Annotated in this window: 15 protein-coding genes; 5 read left to right on the top strand and 10 right to left on the bottom strand. The window is 73.1% G+C overall.

Annotation, left to right across the window (positions count from 1 at the left end; translation table 11 throughout):
* Positions 1 to 27 precede the first annotated feature (27 nt).
* Positions 28 to 600, bottom strand: a complete 573-nt coding sequence (locus tag ACWCRA_RS07500; RefSeq protein WP_451067012.1) for a cob(I)yrinic acid a,c-diamide adenosyltransferase — start codon at positions 598 to 600, stop codon at positions 28 to 30.
* Between the two features lie 199 nt (positions 601 to 799).
* Here ACWCRA_RS07500 and ACWCRA_RS07495 point away from each other — a divergent pair, with 199 nt between their 5' ends.
* The 3 genes from ACWCRA_RS07495 to ACWCRA_RS07485 all read left to right on the top strand — a co-directional run bounded on the left by ACWCRA_RS07495 (position 800) and on the right by ACWCRA_RS07485 (position 5011).
* Positions 800 to 1648, top strand: a complete 849-nt coding sequence (locus ACWCRA_RS07495) for a 3-hydroxyacyl-CoA dehydrogenase family protein (protein WP_351550207.1) — start codon at positions 800 to 802, stop codon at positions 1646 to 1648.
* A 197-nt stretch (positions 1649 to 1845) separates the two neighbouring features.
* Positions 1846 to 2169: an STAS domain-containing protein gene (locus ACWCRA_RS07490; protein WP_351550205.1), complete on the top strand. Its 324-nt coding sequence runs from the start codon at positions 1846 to 1848 to the stop codon at positions 2167 to 2169.
* A 322-nt stretch (positions 2170 to 2491) separates the two neighbouring features.
* Positions 2492 to 5011, top strand: coding sequence for an ATP-binding protein (locus tag ACWCRA_RS07485; protein ID WP_451067011.1), 2520 nt, complete (start codon positions 2492 to 2494; stop codon positions 5009 to 5011).
* A 233-nt stretch (positions 5012 to 5244) separates the two neighbouring features.
* On the opposite strand, the gene nucS is transcribed toward ACWCRA_RS07485, so the two are convergent.
* Positions 5245 to 5907, bottom strand: a complete 663-nt coding sequence (gene nucS, locus ACWCRA_RS07480) for an endonuclease NucS (RefSeq protein ID WP_351550199.1) — start codon at positions 5905 to 5907, stop codon at positions 5245 to 5247.
* A 294-nt stretch (positions 5908 to 6201) separates the two neighbouring features.
* Here nucS and ACWCRA_RS07475 point away from each other — a divergent pair, with 294 nt between their 5' ends.
* Positions 6202 to 6594, top strand: a complete 393-nt coding sequence (locus tag ACWCRA_RS07475; RefSeq protein ID WP_351550196.1) for an SCO5389 family protein — start codon at positions 6202 to 6204, stop codon at positions 6592 to 6594.
* Positions 6595 to 6749: 155 nt separating this feature from the next.
* Here the strand turns inward: ACWCRA_RS07475 and ACWCRA_RS07470 are convergent, their stop codons facing one another.
* Positions 6750 to 7781, bottom strand: a complete 1032-nt coding sequence (locus ACWCRA_RS07470; protein WP_351550193.1) for an LLM class flavin-dependent oxidoreductase — start codon at positions 7779 to 7781, stop codon at positions 6750 to 6752.
* Between the two features lie 221 nt (positions 7782 to 8002).
* Here ACWCRA_RS07470 and ACWCRA_RS07465 point away from each other — a divergent pair, with 221 nt between their 5' ends.
* Positions 8003 to 8332: an ATP/GTP-binding protein gene (locus ACWCRA_RS07465; RefSeq protein ID WP_351550293.1), complete on the top strand. Its 330-nt coding sequence runs from the start codon at positions 8003 to 8005 to the stop codon at positions 8330 to 8332.
* A 40-nt stretch (positions 8333 to 8372) separates the two neighbouring features.
* Here ACWCRA_RS07465 and ACWCRA_RS07460 read toward each other — a convergent pair whose 3' ends face one another.
* From ACWCRA_RS07460 to mce, 7 genes are all read right to left on the bottom strand, one after another.
* Positions 8373 to 9203, bottom strand: coding sequence for an ABC transporter permease subunit (locus ACWCRA_RS07460; protein ID WP_351550191.1), 831 nt, complete (start codon positions 9201 to 9203; stop codon positions 8373 to 8375).
* Complete coding sequence (locus ACWCRA_RS07455; protein WP_351550188.1) at positions 9200 to 10348, bottom strand: ABC transporter ATP-binding protein; 1149 nt, start codon at positions 10346 to 10348, stop codon at positions 9200 to 9202. Before ACWCRA_RS07455 ends, ACWCRA_RS07460 begins: the two co-directional genes overlap by 4 nt.
* A gap of 157 nt (positions 10349 to 10505) precedes the next feature.
* Complete coding sequence (locus ACWCRA_RS07450) at positions 10506 to 11285, bottom strand: ABC transporter permease subunit (RefSeq protein ID WP_351550185.1); 780 nt, start codon at positions 11283 to 11285, stop codon at positions 10506 to 10508.
* A 3-nt stretch (positions 11286 to 11288) separates the two neighbouring features.
* Positions 11289 to 12272 carry an ABC transporter ATP-binding protein gene (locus tag ACWCRA_RS07445; protein ID WP_351550182.1) on the bottom strand — a complete coding sequence of 328 codons (984 nt, stop codon included), beginning with the start codon at positions 12270 to 12272 and terminating at the stop codon, positions 11289 to 11291.
* A 118-nt stretch (positions 12273 to 12390) separates the two neighbouring features.
* Entirely contained in the window at positions 12391 to 13329 is a 939-nt protein-coding gene (locus tag ACWCRA_RS07440; RefSeq protein ID WP_351550179.1) for a coiled-coil domain-containing protein, read from the bottom strand.
* Positions 13330 to 13443: 114 nt separating this feature from the next.
* Complete coding sequence (gene scy, locus ACWCRA_RS07435) at positions 13444 to 17610, bottom strand: polarized growth protein Scy (RefSeq protein WP_351550177.1); 4167 nt, start codon at positions 17608 to 17610, stop codon at positions 13444 to 13446.
* Positions 17611 to 17777: 167 nt separating this feature from the next.
* Entirely contained in the window at positions 17778 to 18206 is a 429-nt protein-coding gene (mce, locus tag ACWCRA_RS07430) for a methylmalonyl-CoA epimerase (RefSeq protein WP_351550175.1), read from the bottom strand.
* Positions 18207 to 18220: the final 14 nt, after the last annotated feature.

The raw sequence follows: 18220 nt of genomic DNA, 5'->3' as shown, positions 1-18220 counted from the left end.
GCGCCCCGGTGCCCCGGGCGGATGCGGTCAGCGCTCCCCGCCCGGCACCCAGAGGACGTCCCCGACCTCCTTGTTCGCCGTCCTCGCGAGGATGAACAGCAGGTCGGAGAGGCGGTTGAGATAGGTGGCCGTCAGCGGGTTCATCGTCTCGCCGTGCGCCTCCAGGGCCGCCCAGGTGGAGCGCTCGGCCCGCCGCACGACCGTGCACGCCTGGTGCAGCAGGGCGGCCCCCGGTGTGCCGCCCGGGAGGATGAAGCTGCGGAGCTTCTCCAGCTCCTCCAGGAACCGGTCGCAGTCGGCCTCCAGCCGGTCGATGTAGAACTGCTCCACCCGCAGCGGCGGGTACTCGGGGTCCGCGACGATCGGGGTGCAGAGATCGGCGCCCACGTCGAAGAGATCGTTCTGGACCCGGACCACCACCGAGGCGACCTCCTCGGGGAGAGCGCCCAGCGCGACCGCCGTACCGAGGGCCGCGTTGGCCTCGTTGGTGTCGGCGTACGCGGAGATCCGGGGATCGGTCTTGGCGGTCCGGCTCATGTCGCCGAGGGCCGTGGTGCCCCCGTCGCCGGTCCGGGTGTAGATGCGTGTCAGATTGACCATGGCACCAGAGTAGTTTCGCCTCGCCCCGGGGGCGCGCACCCCGTGCCGGAAGGGGCCCCGGGCGCCCCGCCGGGCCCCTGGGGGTGTGACGTCCGTCATGTGGGGCGTGACGCGCATCTCCTATCCGCCACTTGGCCCCCCGCGCCCGCTAACCTCCGCCCGAGAGGCGAAAAGTAAACAGTCGTTAAGGGGTGTCGCAGTGGCCAGGAAGCTCGCCGTCATCGGAGCCGGACTCATGGGTTCCGGAATCGCTCAGGTCTCGGCCCGGGCGGGCTGGGAGGTCGTCCTGCGCGATGTCACCGACGAGGCCCTGACGCGCGGCACCGACGGCATCAGAAGCTCCTGGGACCGGTTCGTCGCCAAGGGCGCGATGGAAGCCGCCGACGCGGACGCCGCGTTGGCCCGGATCACCACCACCACCGATCTGGACGCCGTCGCCGACGCCGATCTCGTGGTCGAGGCCGTCTTCGAGAAGCTGGAGGTCAAGCACGAGATCTTCCGCGCGCTCGACCGGATCTGCCGCGCGGACGCCGTGCTCGCCTCCAACACCTCCGCCATCCCGATCACCAAGATCGCCGCGGTGACGGACCGTCCGGAGCGGGTCGTGGGCACCCACTTCTTCTCGCCCGTGCCGATGATGCAGCTCTGCGAGCTGGTCCGCGGCTACAAGACCAGTGACGAAACGCTCGCCACCGCGCGCGAGTTCGCCGAGTCCGTCGGCAAGACCTGCGTCGTCGTCAACCGCGACGTCGCCGGCTTCGTCACCACCCGGCTCATCTCGGCCCTGGTGGTGGAGGCCGCGAAGCTCTGCGAGTCGGGCGTCGCCACCGCCGAGGACATCGATCTGGCCTGCAGGCTGGGGTTCGGGCACGCCATGGGCCCGCTCGCCACCGCCGATCTGACCGGGGTGGACATCCTGCTCCACGCCACCGGCAACATCTACACCGAATCCCAGGACGAGAAGTTCGCCCCGCCGGAGCTGATGCGCCGGATGGTGGACGCCGGTGACATCGGCCGCAAGAGCGGGCAGGGTTTCTACACCTACTGAGCCACCGACCCACCGGGCGACCGCCGATAGCGCGCCGTCGCCCGCCGGTATCACCCTGCGGGGTGATTTCGGTATCGGTTCGCTTACGACCAGCAACTGGAGTGCCCCCTGGGCAGTCAGTTGAGGCAAGAAGAAGTGGAGCAGCCTGCACCGGCAGGTGCGACTGGACACGACGCGAGCACTCTCGGGGAGCGCATATGCACATCAGGGGCGACCACGCCGAGCTGGTCGTCGGGGGCCGCCTCGACGTCCGCAGCGCGGCGGACGCCCGTACGGTCCTGCACTCGGCCGTCGACGACGGAGCCGGCGACCTGGTGCTCGACCTGACCGGACTCGACTCCTGGGACGCCACCGGACTCGGGGTCATCATGGGCGCCCACCGCCGGGCCGGCCGGTGCGGCAGACGGCTCGTGCTGCGCGGGGTGCCACCCCAGATGCAGCGGCTGCTGGTGGCCACCCGGCTGCACCGCATCCTCGCGATCGAGGGCGGCCTCGCCGCCGAGTCGCTGCCCCGGGTCTGAGCCCCGGGCCCCGGCCGGCCCCGCGACCGTTCGGCGCCGATGAGCCGAGGCTCACAATTCTCATGAAGCCGTGACGACGCGGACGGGGTCGCACCCCGCCTGATCAGGGATACGCTGCCAGCGTCTAGGGTTCGTTCGCCTGCCGATGTGCGAAACCGGACACGCCGCGTCGCGTGACCCACGCGGCAGGAGCACCGGACCGCAACGACGGCCGGGGGCGCGGGGAGACCGGGACGGGCACTCGCGCGTGGCTCCGCCACGGACTCGTCACCGAGCCAGGGCGGGGACGAACCTATGCGAACCGCATCTGGGGGCTTGGACCATGGAGAACGACAGTTTCGGCGAGGGCACGGGCCCGAAGCGCCCATCACGCGACCCCGGCACACCCGAGTTCACGCCGTCCGGGTCGGCGCCCGCCCGCACCGTACGGGTCGTCGCCGGTGACTTCCTGCTCACCGTCAACCCGGTGGACGGCAGCGAGATAGAACCCTGCCCGCCGGGCGGCCCCGGGACACCGGACCACCCGGCGGGCCCCGTCCGCCGCACCGCCGAGGAGCGCGCCGAGCACGAGCGCGCCGCCCACCCGCCCGCTCCCGCCGGACCGGCCGCCCCCCGGCCGCCGCTGCTGGAGCGCGCCGAGGAGCGCGAGCGCGTCACCGGGCTGCTGGAGCGCGGCCGTTCGCTGCGGATCACCGGCCCGGCCGGCTCCGGGCGCACCGCCCTCCTCGACGCCGTCGCCGAGGACTGCGCGGAACTCGCCCCCGACGGGGTCGTCCGGCTCAACGGCCGGCACCGCACCCCCGCCGATCTGCTGTACGACCTCTTCGCGGCCGTCCACACCGCCCCGCGCCACCGCCCCGACCGGGCCGGACTGCTCCGCCAGGTCGCCGGGATCGGCGCCGTCGTCGCCCTCGACGATCTGGAGTTCGGCGGGGCCGCGCTCACCGAACTGCTGGACGCGGCGCCCGAGTGCGCCTTCGTCATGACCGCCACCCCCGAGACCCCGGAGCCGGCCGCCGACTCCCCGCTCGAAGAGGTGGTCCTCACCGGACTGGGCCGCGCCGTCTCCGTGGAGCTGCTCCAGCGCACCGTGGACCGGCCGCTGGCCGAGGACGAGACCAACTGGGCCGGCGACCTCTGGTTCGAGTCCGAGGGGCTGCCGCTGCGCTTCGTCCAGGCCGGCGCGCTGCTGCGGCAGTGCGACGAACTGCGCGAGCTGCTCCGCGAGGACCCCGAGGCCTTCGAGGCCTTCGCGCCCCCGGAGGGCGTCGAGGGCACCGAGGTCGCCCTCCCCACCCTGGGCCAGGGCGCCGCCCCCGCGCCGCTGCTCGCCTCCCGGCTCGGCGAGTCCGCCCGCAGGACCCTGCGCTTCGCCGTCGCCCTCGGCGGCGAGGTACCCCACCAGGCCCACCTTCCGGCCCTCATCGGCGACACCCACGCCGACGCCGCGATCGGCGAACTGCTGGACTGCGGACTGCTCTCCCGGGTCGGCGCGCGCTACCGGCTGGCCGCCGGTGTCCTCGCCCAGCTCAAGGAGAAGGGGTACGCGGACGAGGCGCCCGCCCTCGCCCACACCGCGGCCCAGCACTACACCTGGTGGACCGGCCACCCCTCCGTCACCCCCGAGCGGGCCGTGGCCGAGGCGGACGCCATCGTGGCCGCGCTGACCGCCCTGGTGGCGAGCCCGGAGGCCGGGCACCCCAGCGCCGCCGTACTGCTCGCCCGCAGTGCCGCGCCCGCCTTCGCCGCCGGACTCCACTGGGGTGCCTGGGAGCGCGCCCTGCGCACCGGCTCGGAGGCCGCCCGCAAGGCGGGCGAGGTCGCCCAGGAGGCCTACTTCCACCATGAGCTGGGCATCGTCGCGCTCTGCACGGACCGCCTCGACCGGGCGCGCGCCGAGCTGGAGACATCGATCGGGATGCGCGGCGCGCTCGCCGACAGGAGCGGCACCGTCGCCGGGCGCCGCGCGCTGACCCTCGTCGACGACCGGGAGAACGGACGGGTGCCCACGGCCGAACCGGTCGTCACCCGCCCCGAGGACTCCCGCCGGGCGCCGCTGGCCCTGCCGCCGGGTGCCGGGGCCGCCGCACCGAACAGCCCCGACGGACCGGGCACCCGGCCGCTGCCGCTGGTCTCCGGGACCCTCTCGGTGCCCCCGACCCTGGTCTCGTACCAGCCGCCGCCCGGGCGGAGCGCGCTCGCCCGCCGGGGCCGCGCCGCCCGCGGGCTCCTCGGCACCCGCCGCAATCTGATCGCGACGGGCGCCGGCGCGCTGCTCGCCGTGGTCCTCGGCACCGTACTGGCCATCGGCCCGGCGTCCGACGCGGAGGACCCGCCGGGCGACCGGGTCGGCAGCGGCCGGTCCGCGAGCGCGGACGACGACGGGCTCGGCCCCACCGACGACCCGACGGACTCCACGGCCGGCCCCGCCGGCCCGGCGACCGGTGTCCCCGGCACCGTCCCCGGCCGCTCCTCGTCATCGGCGGCCCCGAGCGGCAGCGCCGGCTCGTCGGCACCGGGCCCGTCCACCACCCCCAGCGGCACCGCGTCCACCGGCTCGGCGGAGCCGGGGGAGAGCGCGCCGGTCTCCCCGCCGCCGTCCTCCACGGACCCCGGCACCCCGTCGGAGACCACCGCCCCCAGCAGCAGGCCCCCGAGCCCGCCCCGACCCTCCACCGTGCCGTCCACCCCGAGCACCGCGCCGACCCCGTCGGCCACGGCCACCAGGCCGACCCCGTCCGCCAGCACTCCCGCCAAACCCGGCGGCGGCGGGCCCGAGATCACCGGCAGCGCCCCGGTCGGCCCGGACGCCTCGCCGTCGGCGCCCCCGCCGGTGACCTGATCGGGCCGGGTCGGTGGGCGGGGCCCGGTGCCGTGGATCGCGAGGCGGCGGATGGGGTCCACGCGGAGTCGGCGACGGACGACAACGCGGCGGGGCGCGGTGCCGGGGCTCGCGAGCGAGCCCGGCGGGACCCGGAAGGGACGGCCCGGACCCGGGACACGCGTACGGCCCCGGACACGCGTACGGCCCCGGGGGCGCTGCCCCCGGGGCCGTCCCGCTGTTCCGGCGTACCGTCAGAACAGCCTGAGCTTGTCGTCCTCGATGCCCCGCATCGCGTTGTAGTCCAGCACCACGCAGCCGATGCCCCGGTCGGTCGCCAGCACCCGTGCCTGCGGCTTGATCTCCTGGGCCGCGAAGACGCCCTTCACCGGCGCGAGACGGGGATCGCGGTTCAGCAGCTCCAGATAGCGCGTCAGCTGCTCCACCCCGTCGATCTCGCCGCGCCGCTTGATCTCCACCGCGACCGTCCCGCCGTCGGAGTCCCGGCAGAGGATGTCCACCGGACCGATCGCCGTCGGGTACTCCCGGCGGATCAGGCTGTACCCCGCGCCGAGTGTCTCGATCCGGTCGGCCAGCAGCTCCTGGAGATGCGCCTCCACACCGTCCTTGATGAGCCCGGGGTCCACCCCCAGCTCATGGGACGAGTCGTGGAGGACCTCCTCCATGGTGATGATCAGTTTCTCGCCCGCCTTGTTGACGACCGTCCAGACGCTGCCGTCGCCCTCCTTCAGCGTGCACGGAGGGGACATCCAGTTCAGTGGTTTGTACGCCCGGTCATCCGCGTGGATGGAGACGCTGCCGTCCGCCTTGATGAGGATCAGACGAGGGGCGGAGGGAAGATGGGCGGTGAGCCGGCCCGCGTAGTCCACGGAGCAGCGGGCGATGACAAGACGCATGGTCGGCAACGCTACTCGACGCGGACCCCCGCGCGCGATTCCCCCTACGCACCCCCGCCGCGCGGGCCCACCGCGCCTGGCGCAGACCGCTCGGGACACCTCCGCCCACCCCGCGGGATTCTGGCCGGTTGTCCTCCCCCTCTCCTGGTGCGGCACGCAGCCCGCACTTACCGTTGATGCGGGAGGTCGCCGAGCGCGTACTCTGTGTTGTCATGCGTCATGCGCATGACGTTACTTTTCGGTGCCTTCTTCCCTGCCCAAGGCCCCGGTTCCGGGGTCGCGAGAGGAGAACCCATGTCGCTCGACGTCTCACCGGCTCTGTTGGAACAGGCCGAGCGAGGCGAGGTCGACGAAGCAGCCTTCGTCGACTGCGTCCGGACCTCCCTGCCCTATGCCTGGGAGATGGTCAGTTCCCTGGTGGCCCAGCTGAAGGTGGACGGCGGCCAGTTCGCCGACAACCAGACGCCGCCCCCGGACGAGCAGGCACGCGGCCAGCTGCTGCGCGCGCTCGCGAGTGATGCGATCCGTGGTGCGCTGCAACGGCACTTCGGCGTGCGCCTGGCCTTCCAGAACTGCCACCGCGTCGCGGTGTTCCCGCTGGACCCCTCGGCCGACGAGCGGCTGGCCCGCTTCACCTCCATCCGGGGGCAGCTGCTCAATCAGTCGCCGACACTGCGCGACTGCTGAGATCGTGAGCTGCCGCTCCACGTCGCGGCAGGTGCGGTCGACGGGGAGCGGCAGTGGGCCGGTCAGGGCGAGCCGGGCGGGGCTCGGCCCCGCCGGGCCCCGCCCTCGCGCCCGGCCCGGGCGTCTCCTCCGGGGGACCGGGGGAGGCCCCGTGCTCAGCTCAGCAGGGGCAGTACGTCCTCACCCAGCCGCCGTACGTTCTCCTCCGTCGCCGAGAGATCGCCCGAACCCTCCACGAGCAGTGCGAAACGGCTGATGCCGGTGCGCTCCGAGGTCGCCGCCAGCCGGTCGGCGGCCAGCCGGGGCGGGCCCACGGGATGGAGCCGGCAGAGCAGTTCCGTGTACGCCACGGGATCGCGCATCGCGCGGGCCCGGCCGTCCACGGTGGTGTGCGCGTCCAGTCCCTGCTTCAGCCAGCCCGGCATCGACTTGAGCAGGGTCTCACCGGCCTCGGCCGCGCTGTCGGCGAGCTGGACCACGCCCGCCGACACATGGGCGGCCCCCGCGACCTCGTCCGCCGGCCGGCCCGCCTCCAGGGCGTGGCGCCGCCAGAGGGCGACCATCTCCGCCTTCTCCTCGTCGCCGCAGTGCATGCCGAGGAGCATCGGCAGCCCGCGCTCGGCGGCCAGCCGCACACTCCCCGGCGAGGTGCAGGCGACTATGACCTCGGGCCCCCGGGGCGGGCCGCCGATCAGCTCGTCGGGCCGGGGCACCACCGGCACCTCGCGGAAGGGGAACCGCTCCGACGCGGAGCCCACGGCGGGCTCGCGCAGCCAGCGCAGCAGCAGGTCCAGGGAGTCGGGGAACCCCGTTTCATATGCCGCGAGGCCCGCTCCGAAGACTTCCAGATCGACCCAGGGCCCGCCCCGGCCCACCCCCAGCGAGAATCTGCCCCCGCTGGTGAGATGGAGCAGTGCGGCCTGCTCGCCGAGGGCCACCGGATGCGCGCTGGGCAGCACGCTCACGGCGGTCCCCACCCGTATCCTCCGGGTGCGGCCGAGCAGCAGGGCGGCGAGTGTCACCGCCGAGGGACAGACCCCGTACGGGACGAAGTGATGTTCGGCCAGCCAGACCGAATCGAGCCCGGACTCCTCCGCGACCTCGGCGGAGCGCACCGCCCGGTGCAGTGCCTCCCCCTGCCCCTGACCCGGGAACTGAGCGGCCAGGACAAACGTACCCACGCGCATCGACTTCTGCCTCCTTGCGGCCCGACGCGTCACTCCCCCTGTCCGCACTAACGTCTGACACGTGCCATGGGCACGGCCGCTCGTAAAATTCTTGCGATTTTCCGGTAACACCCCCGGTGGGGGCGGCGCCTTGTGGGGCGCACCGTACGTGTACCCGGTGGCGCGGCCCGTAGGCTGGACGCGTCAGGAATCGTCCCCACTTGCCCCGTGAGGTGTACAACGTGTCCCCGCGCCGCAACCACCCCAAGGGTGGCGACAAGCTCTCCGCACCGACCGGTGAACCGGGCGACCGGTACGGCGGCTTCGGCCGTACCGAGTCCTGGCAGGGCGAGGAGTGGTCGGTGCGCCATGTCGCCGGCGCGAGCGCCCTCGGCAAGCGCTACCGCTGCCCCGGCTGCGACCAGGAGATCCCGTCCGGTGTGCCGCACGTGGTGGCGTGGCCCGAGCACGGCGGGGTGGACGACCGGCGCCACTGGCACAAGGCGTGCTGGAACGCGAAGGACCGCCGCACCACGAGGGTGCAGCGGTCCCGCAACGCGCCCAGGCGCTGAACGGCCGGCCGGTCCGGGCGTCACCGCCCGCCGGGCCGGGTCAGACGTCGCGCTTGTTCAGGGCCACGAAGGCGGCGGTCAGCGCGGCGGCGGTGACACCGATCGCGATCCACAGCGGCTCCCAGCCCTGCGGTCCCGACTCCGTCACCGTGTTGTCGTAGAGCACCCCGAGCTGGTTGGGGATCGAGTACTCCAGCAGCGCGGTCTGGATCTCGCGCAGCGACTCCCCGTACATGAACATCCCGACCACGAGCGGGAGCAGCAGCACCCCGAGCATGATCGTGATCGCGCCGGCCGAGTGGCGGATCAGCGAGCCGACGGCCATCGCCAGCAGGCCCAGGCAGGCGACGTAGAAGCTGACACCGAAGGTGGCGCGGAACCACTCCTCGCTCGTGGGTGCGGAGCCGCTGCCGATCATCGACGTCTGGAGCGCGCCCACGACCAGGGTGAGCACCAGATGGACGGTGAGCACCAGCAGGAAGTAGACGATCGCCTTCGCGGCCAGCACCCGGCTCCGGGAGGGGCAGGCGGTCAGCGTGGTCCGGATCATCCCGGTGCCGTACTCCGAGGCGATCGTCAGCACCCCGAGCGTGATCACACAGAGGGAGCCGAGCAGGACGCCGAAGAAGCCGAGCGAGAGCACCGACTGGCCGGCCAGATCGGTCTCGCTCCCGCTGATGGCCACCGCGACCAGCAGACCGATGCCGACGACCAGGAGCGCCAGCACACCCAGCGTCCAGATCGTGGACCGCACGGACCGTATCTTGGTCCACTCGGAGGCGAGGGCGTCGCCGAGATGGGCCTTGCGGACCGGGATCGGCGAGGAGTAGGAGGCGACGGGCGCGCCCTGCTGCTGGTAGGGGGTGGTCATCGGGGGTCCTCGGGCTTGGACGGATCGGCGGGCACGGCGGCCGGGGGAGCGGCCGGGGCGGCGGCTCCCTGAGCGCTCGGGCCCGGATCGCCGGCGTACGGATTGCTCCCCGGCTGGGGCGGCGGCGGGGCGTACCAGCCCTGCTGCGGGACCTCGGGGATCTGCTGCTGGGGCGGCGGCGGACCGAAACCGGGCTGCGGCTGCTGCATCAGCCCGGCCTTCTCGTCGGCGGACGAGCGGTAGTCGACCGCGCCCTGGGTCATCCGCATGTACGCCTCCTCCAGCGAGGCCTGGTGCGGCGACAGCTCCCACAGCCGTACGTCACAGCCGTGCGCCAGCTCGCTGATCCTCGGCAGCGGGAGTCCCATGACCCGCAGGGCGCCGTCCGGCTCGGTCATGACCTGGCCGCCGGCCCCGGTCAGCGCGGAGGACAGCTTCTCGCGCAGCGGGGGCTCGGTGTCGGGGGTGCGCACCCGGGCGAAGTCGGCGGAGTTCGCCGAGATGAACTCGCCGACGCTCATGTCCGACAGCAGCTGTCCCCGGCCGATCACGATCAGATGGTCGGCGGTCAGCGCCATCTCGCTCATCAGGTGCGAGGAGACGAAGACCGTACGGCCCTCGGACGCGAGCTGCTTCATCAGATTGCGGACCCACAGGATGCCCTCGGGGTCCAGACCGTTCACCGGCTCGTCGAAGAGGAGCACCTGGGGGTCGCCGAGAAGGGCCGCCGCTATGCCGAGCCGCTGGCCCATGCCGAGCGAGAAGCCCTTGGAGCGCCGCTTGGCCACCTCGTGGAGGCCGACGACACCGAGGACCTCGTCCACCCGGCGGGCCGGGATGCCGGAGAGCTGCGCCAGCGACAGCAGGTGGTTGCGGGCGCTGCGCCCGCCGTGCACGGCCTTGGCGTCGAGCAGCGCGCCGACCTGGCGGGGCGCGTTGGGGGTCTGCCGGAAGGGGCGGCCCCCGATCGTCACACTGCCCTCGGTCGGGGTGTCCAACCCGAGGATCATGCGCATGGTGGTGGACTTGCCGGCGCCGTTGGGGCCGAGGAATCCGGTCACCGCACCGGGCCTCACCTGAAAGGAAAGGTTGTACACGGCCGTCTTGGCGCCGTAGCGCTTCGTCAGGCCGACTGCCTCGATCATTCTCCAGCCCCATCGACTTTCGGTCATCGGGGCACAGGCCACCAGGCCGCACACCCCCGTAAGAGTGAGGAGGATATCCATCCTCCGGCAGTTCCGGCCAAGCGGTAACGGATGGGTCACGATCCTGCCGGTGGTACGGGCGGGCCCGGCGTGCGGGTCAGGCGTCCCGCTTCTTCAGCACCGCGTACCCCCCGGCCACCGCCACCACCACCCAGAGCAGCATGATCCCGAGTCCGCCCCAGGGCCCGTACGGAGCCTTGTCGCTGCCCAGCGCCTCGGGAACCACCTGCATGATCCTGGAACCCGCCTGGTCGGGGAAGTACCGCGCGACCGTCTTGGCCTTCGGCACCGACGCCAGGATCTGGGAGACCAGGAAGAAGAACGGCATCAGGATGCCGAGCGCCAGCATCGAGCTGCGCAGCATCGTCGCCACCGCCATCGAGAACAGCGCGATCAGCCCCATGTAGAGCCCGCCGCCGATCACCGCGCGCAGCACATTGTCCGCGCCGATCGACGTCCGCAGATCACCCAGGAGCGCCTGCCCCAGGAAGAAGGAGGCGAAGCTCGTCGCCAAGCCCACGGCCAGTGCCAGGCCCGTGGCCACCGCCAGCTTGCTGAAGAGGAAGGTCCCGCGCTGCGGCACCGCGGCCAGCGAGGTGCGGATCATGCCGGAGCTGTACTCCGTGCCGACCACCAGCACCCCGAAGACCACCATCGCCAGCTGCCCGAGCGTCATCCCCGAGAAGCTCACCAGCACCGGGTCGAAGGTGAGCTGCTCCCGGGTGGAGAGATTGTCGAAGGTCGCGTTGAAGAGCGCGCAGAGAGCGGCGCTCATCGCCACCGTCACCACGAACGCGCTCACCAGCGTCCAGGTCGTGGACGAGACCGAACGGATCTTGGTCCACTCCGAGCGGAGCACCGCGGGTACCGAGGCCATGGGTCAGACTCCTCCCTTACCGCTCTCCTGGCGCCGGCCCCACTGGGGCCCGGGCACCGCCGCCCGCGGCGGCCCCTCGCTCGTACCGTGTGCGTGGTACTCCACCACACCCGCCGTCATCTGCATGAACGCCTCCTCCAGCGAGGCCCGCTGGGCACTGAGCTCATGGAGCACGATCCCGTGCTCGGCGGCCAGCTCGCCCAGCCGCTCGGTCGACACCCCGTCGATCTCCAGGGCGCCGCCCTCGGCGCCCACCGCCGTGAACCCCGCCGTGTGCAGGACGTCGCGCAGCCGCTCCGGCTCCGGTGAGCGCAGCCGGGCGTAGCTGCGCGAGTTCTCCTGGATGAAGGTCGCCATCGAGGTGTCCGCCAGCAGCCGGCCCTGCCCGATCACGATCAGATGATCCGCCGTCAGCGCCATTTCGCTCATCAGGTGCGAGGAGACGAAGATGGTCCGCCCCTCGTTCGCGAGCTGCTTCATCAGATGGCGAATCCAGTGGATTCCCTCGGGGTCCAGTCCGTTCACCGGCTCGTCGAACATCAGGATCTCCGGATCGCCCAGCAGCGCGGAGGCGATACCCAGCCGCTGGCCCATGCCGAGCGAGAACCCCTTCGACTTCTTGCGCGCCACCGCCGTCAGCCCGACGACATCCAGCACCTCGGACACCCGCGCGGTGGGGATGCGGTTCGCCTGCGCCAGACAGAGGAGATTGTTGTACGCGCTCCGACCGCCGTGCATCGCCTTGGCGTCCAGCAGCGCGCCGATGTACTTGAGCGGCTCCTCCAGATCGCGGTAGTGCTTGCCGTCGATCCGCACACTGCCGCTCGTCGGATTGTCGAGATCGAGCATCATCCGCATCGTGGTGGACTTCCCGGCGCCGTTCGGGCCGAGGAACCCGGTCACCACCCCGGGTCTGACCTGGAACGAGAGACGGTCGACGGCTACCTTGTCGCCGAAGTGCTTCGTGAGGCCATCCAGCTCGATCATGCGGCCACGGTAAGGGCACGCGAAGCCCCCCGCCAGTTGACCGGCGGGGGGCTCGGCGTAAATTTTTCTGTCGCGGCCCGGCCCCGGAGGGACGGGGCGCCGCGCCCGGGGCGCAGGCTCAGCGGGACTGCTGGGCCGGGACGCCGCGGGAGATCGGCTCGTCGTCGGCGGGGGTGCCCGCCGCGGCGACCGCGGCACCGGTCAGCGTGGCCAGCATCTCGCGGACGTTGGTCAGCTGGGCGTTGATGGAGTCGCGGCGGTTGGTGAGCGCCGCCAGCTCGCGCTCCGATTCGCTGCGGATGCGGTCGGCCTTGGCATTGGCGTCCGCCACGATGTCCTCGGACTGGCGCTGGGCCGTCTCCACGGTCTGACGGGCCCGGCGCTCCGCGTCCGTCCGCAGCTTCTCGGCCTCCAGACGGAGCTGCTCGGCGCGGTGCTCGATCTCCGCGAGACGCTTCTCGGCCTTGGCCTGACGCGACGCCAGATCGCGCTCGGACTGCTCCCGCCGCTTGGCGAGGTTGGTCTCGAAGTCGGCCGCGGCCTGGGCCGCCTTGGCGCGGGTCTCCTCGAAGAGGGCGTCCGCCTCCTCGCGCTTGGACTGCGCGTCCTTCTGCGCCTCGCTGCGCAGCTGCTGGGCCTCGCCCTTCGCCTTGTCGACGATCCGGACGCCCTCGTCCTCGGCCTTCGCCTTGCGGTCGGCGGCGAACGACTCCGCGTCGTTGCGCACCTGCTGAGCGGCGGACTCGGCCAGCTCACGGTGCTGCTCGGCGGCGCGGCGGGCCTCCTCGCGCAGGTCCTTCGCCTCCTCCTCGGCGAGGCGGAGGATCTTCTCGACGCGCGCACCGAGGCCGGCGTAGGACGGCTCGGCGTCGGAGACCTGGGCCTGGGCGTTCTGCGTTTCGAGGTGGAGCTCCTCGATGCGCTTCTCCAGGGAGGTGATCCGGGACAGAGCGCTATCACGGTCGGCAACGAGCTTGGTGATGCGGTCGTCCACCTGGCCGCGGTCGTAACCACGCCGCACGAGCTCGAAGCCGAAGGGGGAGGAAGTGTCGCTCATGGGGTTCCTGTCGAATGAGACCGGTGAGGTGATAGAGGGAATCCTAGGGGCCGGAACGGCGTGTCATCGAGCGGATACCGGTTTGATCTGGAGAATGTCCAGCCTTTTGAGTGGCTAGCCGCCGGAGGACTTGCCGCTGGAACGTGTAACCCCGGCTGTGGCACCGGCTTTGACGCCGCTTCCGGAACCGCCGGACGGCTTGCCGCCGACAGGCGGCGCTTCAAATCCAAGCGCCTCCAATACATCCTGTACGCGGGAAATCTCGGCCTGAATGTCCTCGCGGCGCCGCATCAGTACGTCGAGTTCGCGCTTTCCGTCCTCGACCAGTTGCCTGGCCTCGGCCTCGGCCTCGGCCTTGATGGTCTCACCCTCGCGGGTCAGCCCGGCCTTCTTCTGCTCGGCCTCCTTCAGCAGGCCCTCGGCCCGCTTGACCGCCGAGATCCGCACCCGGCTCGCCTCCGAGTTGGCGTCCGCCAGCAGCTCCTTGGCCTTCTGCTCGGCCTCCTCGCGCTGCTCGGTCGCCGCCTTCATCAGATGGTCGACGCGCTCGCCCGTGGTCCGCATCTGCTCGGAGGTCTCCCGGCGGGCCCGCTCGTGCAGCTCCTCGACCTCGCTCTCGACCCGGGTACGCAGCTCCTCGCCGCGCTCCCTTATGGCCGTGGCGTCCCGGCGGGCGCCGATGAGCAGCTCATCGGCGTCCGTACGGGCCTTCTCCACCAGGGTGTTGCCCTCGACGGTCGCCTCGGCCACCAGCCGCTCGGCCTCCTGGCGGGCCGCGCCCACCATGGTGTCGGCCTGCTCCTCCGCCTCCAGGGCGGCGCGCAGCGCCTCCTCCTGGGCCTTGTTGACGAGCTGGTCCGCCTGCTCGGCGGCGTCCTTGCGGAGCTTGGCCGCCGCTTCCCGGGCCTCGTCCACGGTCCGGTCGGCCGCCGCGCGCGCGTCGGCGCCCAGCCGCTCGGCCGCCGCCTCGGCGTCCGCCCCGGCCCTGCGGCCCTCGGCCCTGATGCGCTCGGCGGCCTGCTGGGCCGCGCCCACCGCCTCGGTGGCGTCCGCGCGCAGCCGCTCCGCCTCCGCGGTCGCGTCGGCCACGAGCCGCTCGGCCCCGGCGCGGGCCTCGGTGCCGATCCGCTCGGCCTCCGTGCGGGCCTTGCCGATGAGCTGGTCCGCCTGCTCCGCCGCGTCCGAACGCTGCTTCCCGGCGGCCTGCCGCGCCTCGTCGAGGGTGCGCGCGCTCTCGGTCCTGATCCGCTCGGACTCCGCCGTCGCCTCGCCCACGAGCCGCTCGGCCTCCGTGGTGGCGGTGGTCACCCGCCGCTCGGCCTCGGCGGTCGCGGTGGTCACCAGCCGCTCGGCCTCGGCGGTGGCCGTGCCCACGAGCCGCTCGGCCTCGCCGCTCGCCTCGGCGATGAGCTGGTCGGCCTGCTCGGCGGCGTCCGAGCGCCGCTTGTCTGCGGCCTGGCGCGCCTCGTCGAGGACCTGCTGGGCCTCGGCGCGCATCCGCTCGCCCTCGGTGGTGGCCTCACCGACGAGCCGGTCCGCCTGGGCCGCGGCCTCGGAGCGGATGCGGTTGGCGTCGTCCCGGGCGTCGGCCCGGGTGCGGGACGCGTCCTGCTCGGCGGAGGCGACCGCGTCGGACGCCTCCGTCCGCATCCGCTGGGCGTACTCGGAGGTGTCCGCGCGCAGCCGGTCCGTCTCCGCGATGGCGTCGCCGACGGTCCGTTCGGCGAGCGCGTTCGCCGCCTCGGCCTCCTCCTGGGCACGGGCCCGCACACTGGCCGCGTCCTCGGCGGCCCGCTCGCGCTCGGCGTGGGCGTCGGAGCGGACCCGGTCCGCCTCGTCCTGCGCCTCGGCGCGGGTGCGCTCGGCCGCGTGCTCGGCCGCCGACCGCAGCCCGGTGATCTCCTGCTCGGCCTGCTCGTGCAGCCCGGCGACCGACTCCCGCACCTGACGGGCGGTCTGCTCGGCGGCCGTCACCAGCTCGGTGGCCCGGCCGTCGGCCTCCTCGACCAGCCGGTGCGCCTCGGTCTGGGCCTCCTCGACCCGCCGGCGCGCGGACCCGAGCAGCTCCTCGCTCTGCTCGCGGGCCCGCTCCCGCTCCTGGTCGGCCTCCGCGCGCGCCGAGGTGAGAATCTCCTCGGCCTCCCGGCGGCGGCGCAGCGCCTCCTCCTGCGCGGCGGCCAGTTCCTCCGCGGCCTCGGCGCCGATGCGCTCGGCGGCGGCGGCGGCCTCGGCGCGCAGCCGGCCGGCGGTCTCCTGGGCCTCGCTCCTGAGCCGCTCGGCCTCGTTCGCGGCGTCGCTGCGCAGCGTCACGGCGAGGCTCTCGGCCTCCGCGCGGGCGGTGGAGGCGTCCGCCGCCGCCTCGGTGCGGAGCCGGTCGGCCTCCTCGTCGGCCTGCGCCTGGAGCACACGGACGCGCTCGGCGGTCTCGCCGCGCAGCCGCTCGTTCTCCTCGGCGGCCTCCCGGCGGAGCCGCTCGCCCTCGGCGCGGGCCTCGGCGAGGCTCCGCTCGGCCGCCTCCAGCCGGGACTCGGCCTCGCCCTGGAGCCTGGACAGCTCCCGCGCGGCCTCCTCCTGACGGGCCGCCACGGCCCGCTCGGTCTCCTCGCGCGCCTCGGCGGCGGCCCGGTCGGCGGCCTCGCGCACCTCGTCGGCCTGCTCCCGCGACTCCTCGCGCAGCCGGTCGGCCTCGGCGCGGGTGCGCTCCAGGGTCTCCTCGGCCTGCCGCCGCAGCGCGGTCGCCCGCTCGATCGCCTCGGTGCGCTTGCGCTCGCTGTCGGCGTTCGCGGAGGAGCGCAGTTCATCGGCGTCGGTACGGGCCTTGGTGAGCAGCTCCTCGGCGGTGCTCGCGGCCTCCTCGATCTGCTGGACGGCCTCCCGGCGGGCCTCGCCCCTGATCCGCTCGCCCTCGGCGACGGCCTCGGAGCGCAGTTGCTCCGCCTCGCCGCGCAGCCGCCGCGCCTCCTCCTGGAGTTCGACGGTCCTGGCGCGGTACTCCTCGGTGTCGTCCTTGGCCGTGTCCTTCAGCTCGTCGGCCTGTTCGGCGGCCTCGCCGCGCAGCCGGTCGGCCTCCGCCTCGGCCTCGCCCCTGATCCGCTCGGCCTCCTCGCCCGCCTTGCGGGTGGTCTCCCGGGCGTCGTCGGAGGCCTTGGTGAGGATCTCCTCGGCGGCCCGGGCCGCCTTGGCGAGCTGGGCGGCGGAGTCCTCGGCCGCGACCGTGCGGGCCTTCTCGGCGGCGGTGGCGAGCTGCTTCTCGGCCTCGGCGCGGGCGTCCTCCAGGACCTGCTCGGCCTCGGTCTTGAGCGCCTCGGTCTCGCTGGTGGCCTCGGCGACCAGCCGGGCGATCTCCGCCTTGGCGGTGCGGGTGCGCTGCTCGGTGTCGGACTCGGCGGCCGTGAGCTGCCTGGTGACGGCGTCCCGGGCCTCGGTGAGCACCTTCTCGGCCTCCGACCGCGCCTCGCGCAGCCGCTCCTCGGCCTCCTGCATCCGCTGCTCGGCGGCCCGGCTCAGCTCCGTCGCCTGCGCACGGGCCTGGTCGGACTCGGCGGCGGTCGACGAGCGCAGCTGCTCGGCGTGGGTGGCGGCCTCCTGCGCCTGGCTGGAGGCGGCGTTGAGCATCCGCTCGGCGTCCTTGCGGGCGCGCAGCAGGATCGCTTCGGCTTCGGAGCGGGCCGCCTCGGTCTCGGCGCCGATCCTCCGGCGGGTCTCGTCGGCGGCCCGCTTGGCCTCCGTGCGGGCCTGCGCGAGCGACTGCTCGGCCTCGGCGCGGGACTCGTCGAGCAGCCGGCGGGCCTGGGACTCGGTGCGGGCGCGGAGCTGCTCGGCCCAGGCGACGTTCTCGTTGACATGCGCCTCGACGGTGTGGCGGCGCTCGGCCAGCTCCTGGTCGAGCCGCTGGCGGCGCTGGTTCGCCTCGGCGTGCAGCTCCGCCTGGAGCCGGGCCTGGTGCTCGGCGTGCTCCTGGAGGATGCGCTGGGTCTGGGCGCGCGCCTCCCGCAGCTCCCGCTCGGCGTCCTGGCGCATCTGGTCGGCCTGCACCTGGGCGTTACGGAGCAGCTGCTCGGACTGGTACCCGAGGTCGGCGCTGTCGTACGCGGGGCGGGACGCGAGGTTGCGGCGCGCCTCATGGAGCTTCGCGCGCAACACCTCGACCTGGTAGCCGAGGTCCTCGGCGTGCTGGACGGCCTTCTCCCGCTCGGTCTTCAGCCGGTCCATCTCGGCTTCGAACCGCGAGAGGTGGTCGTCGTCAGCTCGGTGGCTCTCCTGGCGTTCGTAGCCCCGCACTGCGCGGTCCCATCCGTCCCCTGGTCGCAACTGACTCCACACAAGCACCGTTCGCCCGCGAACGGCCCCCCGGGGAATGGTGACAGATCACTGTGAGAGGCCACGCAACGGCCCCGACCCGGCCCCGGCCCGGAATCGCCCACTCTACCGGGCCGGGAATCCTCAGGTCAGTGCTCTGTTGCAGAGGTGACGAGTTCGGTCAGCACCCCATGGCAGTCCTTGGGGTGCAGAAAGGTGATCCGGGAGCCCATCGAACCGGTCCTCGGCTCGTCGTAGAGGACGCGTACGCCCTTGCCGCGCACGGCCTCCGCGTCCGCGTCCACGTCCGCCGTGCCGAAGGCGATGTGATGGACTCCCTCGCCGTTCCTGGCCAGCCACTTTCCCACCGGGGAGTCCTCCCGGACCGGTTCGAGCAGCTGAATCCAGGAGGCTCCGCCGTCCGAGGTGCCGTTGATCCTCAGCATGGCCTCCCGTACGCCCTGCTCCTCGTTGACCTCCGTGTGGAAGACCTCGAAGCCGTACGTGGCCCGGTAGAACTCGACAGTTGTGTCGAGGTCGTGACAGGCGATCCCGATGTGGTCGATTCGCGTCAGCATCCGCCCAGTGGAGC

Source organism: Streptomyces sp. NPDC001889 (genome assembly GCF_053594535.1).
The sequence above is the reverse complement of the archived record's forward strand: the minus strand, read 5'-3'. Positions and strand labels throughout refer to the sequence as shown.

Coding starts and splice junctions, on each gene's coding strand:
- ACWCRA_RS07500 (WP_451067012.1), bottom strand. CDS start 600: ATGGTCAATCTGACACGCATCTACACCCGGACCGGCGACGGGGGCACC.
- ACWCRA_RS07490 (WP_351550205.1), top strand. CDS start 1,846: ATGCACATCAGGGGCGACCACGCCGAGCTGGTCGTCGGGGGCCGCCTC.
- ACWCRA_RS07485 (WP_451067011.1), top strand. CDS start 2,492: ATGGAGAACGACAGTTTCGGCGAGGGCACGGGCCCGAAGCGCCCATCA.
- nucS (WP_351550199.1), bottom strand. CDS start 5,907: ATGCGTCTTGTCATCGCCCGCTGCTCCGTGGACTACGCGGGCCGGCTC.
- ACWCRA_RS07475 (WP_351550196.1), top strand. CDS start 6,202: ATGTCGCTCGACGTCTCACCGGCTCTGTTGGAACAGGCCGAGCGAGGC.
- ACWCRA_RS07470 (WP_351550193.1), bottom strand. CDS start 7,781: ATGCGCGTGGGTACGTTTGTCCTGGCCGCTCAGTTCCCGGGTCAGGGG.
- ACWCRA_RS07460 (WP_351550191.1), bottom strand. CDS start 9,203: ATGACCACCCCCTACCAGCAGCAGGGCGCGCCCGTCGCCTCCTACTCC.
- ACWCRA_RS07455 (WP_351550188.1), bottom strand. CDS start 10,348: ATGATCGAGGCAGTCGGCCTGACGAAGCGCTACGGCGCCAAGACGGCC.
- ACWCRA_RS07450 (WP_351550185.1), bottom strand. CDS start 11,285: ATGGCCTCGGTACCCGCGGTGCTCCGCTCGGAGTGGACCAAGATCCGT.
- ACWCRA_RS07445 (WP_351550182.1), bottom strand. CDS start 12,272: ATGATCGAGCTGGATGGCCTCACGAAGCACTTCGGCGACAAGGTAGCC.
- ACWCRA_RS07440 (WP_351550179.1), bottom strand. CDS start 13,329: ATGAGCGACACTTCCTCCCCCTTCGGCTTCGAGCTCGTGCGGCGTGGT.
- mce (WP_351550175.1), bottom strand. CDS start 18,206: ATGCTGACGCGAATCGACCACATCGGGATCGCCTGTCACGACCTCGAC.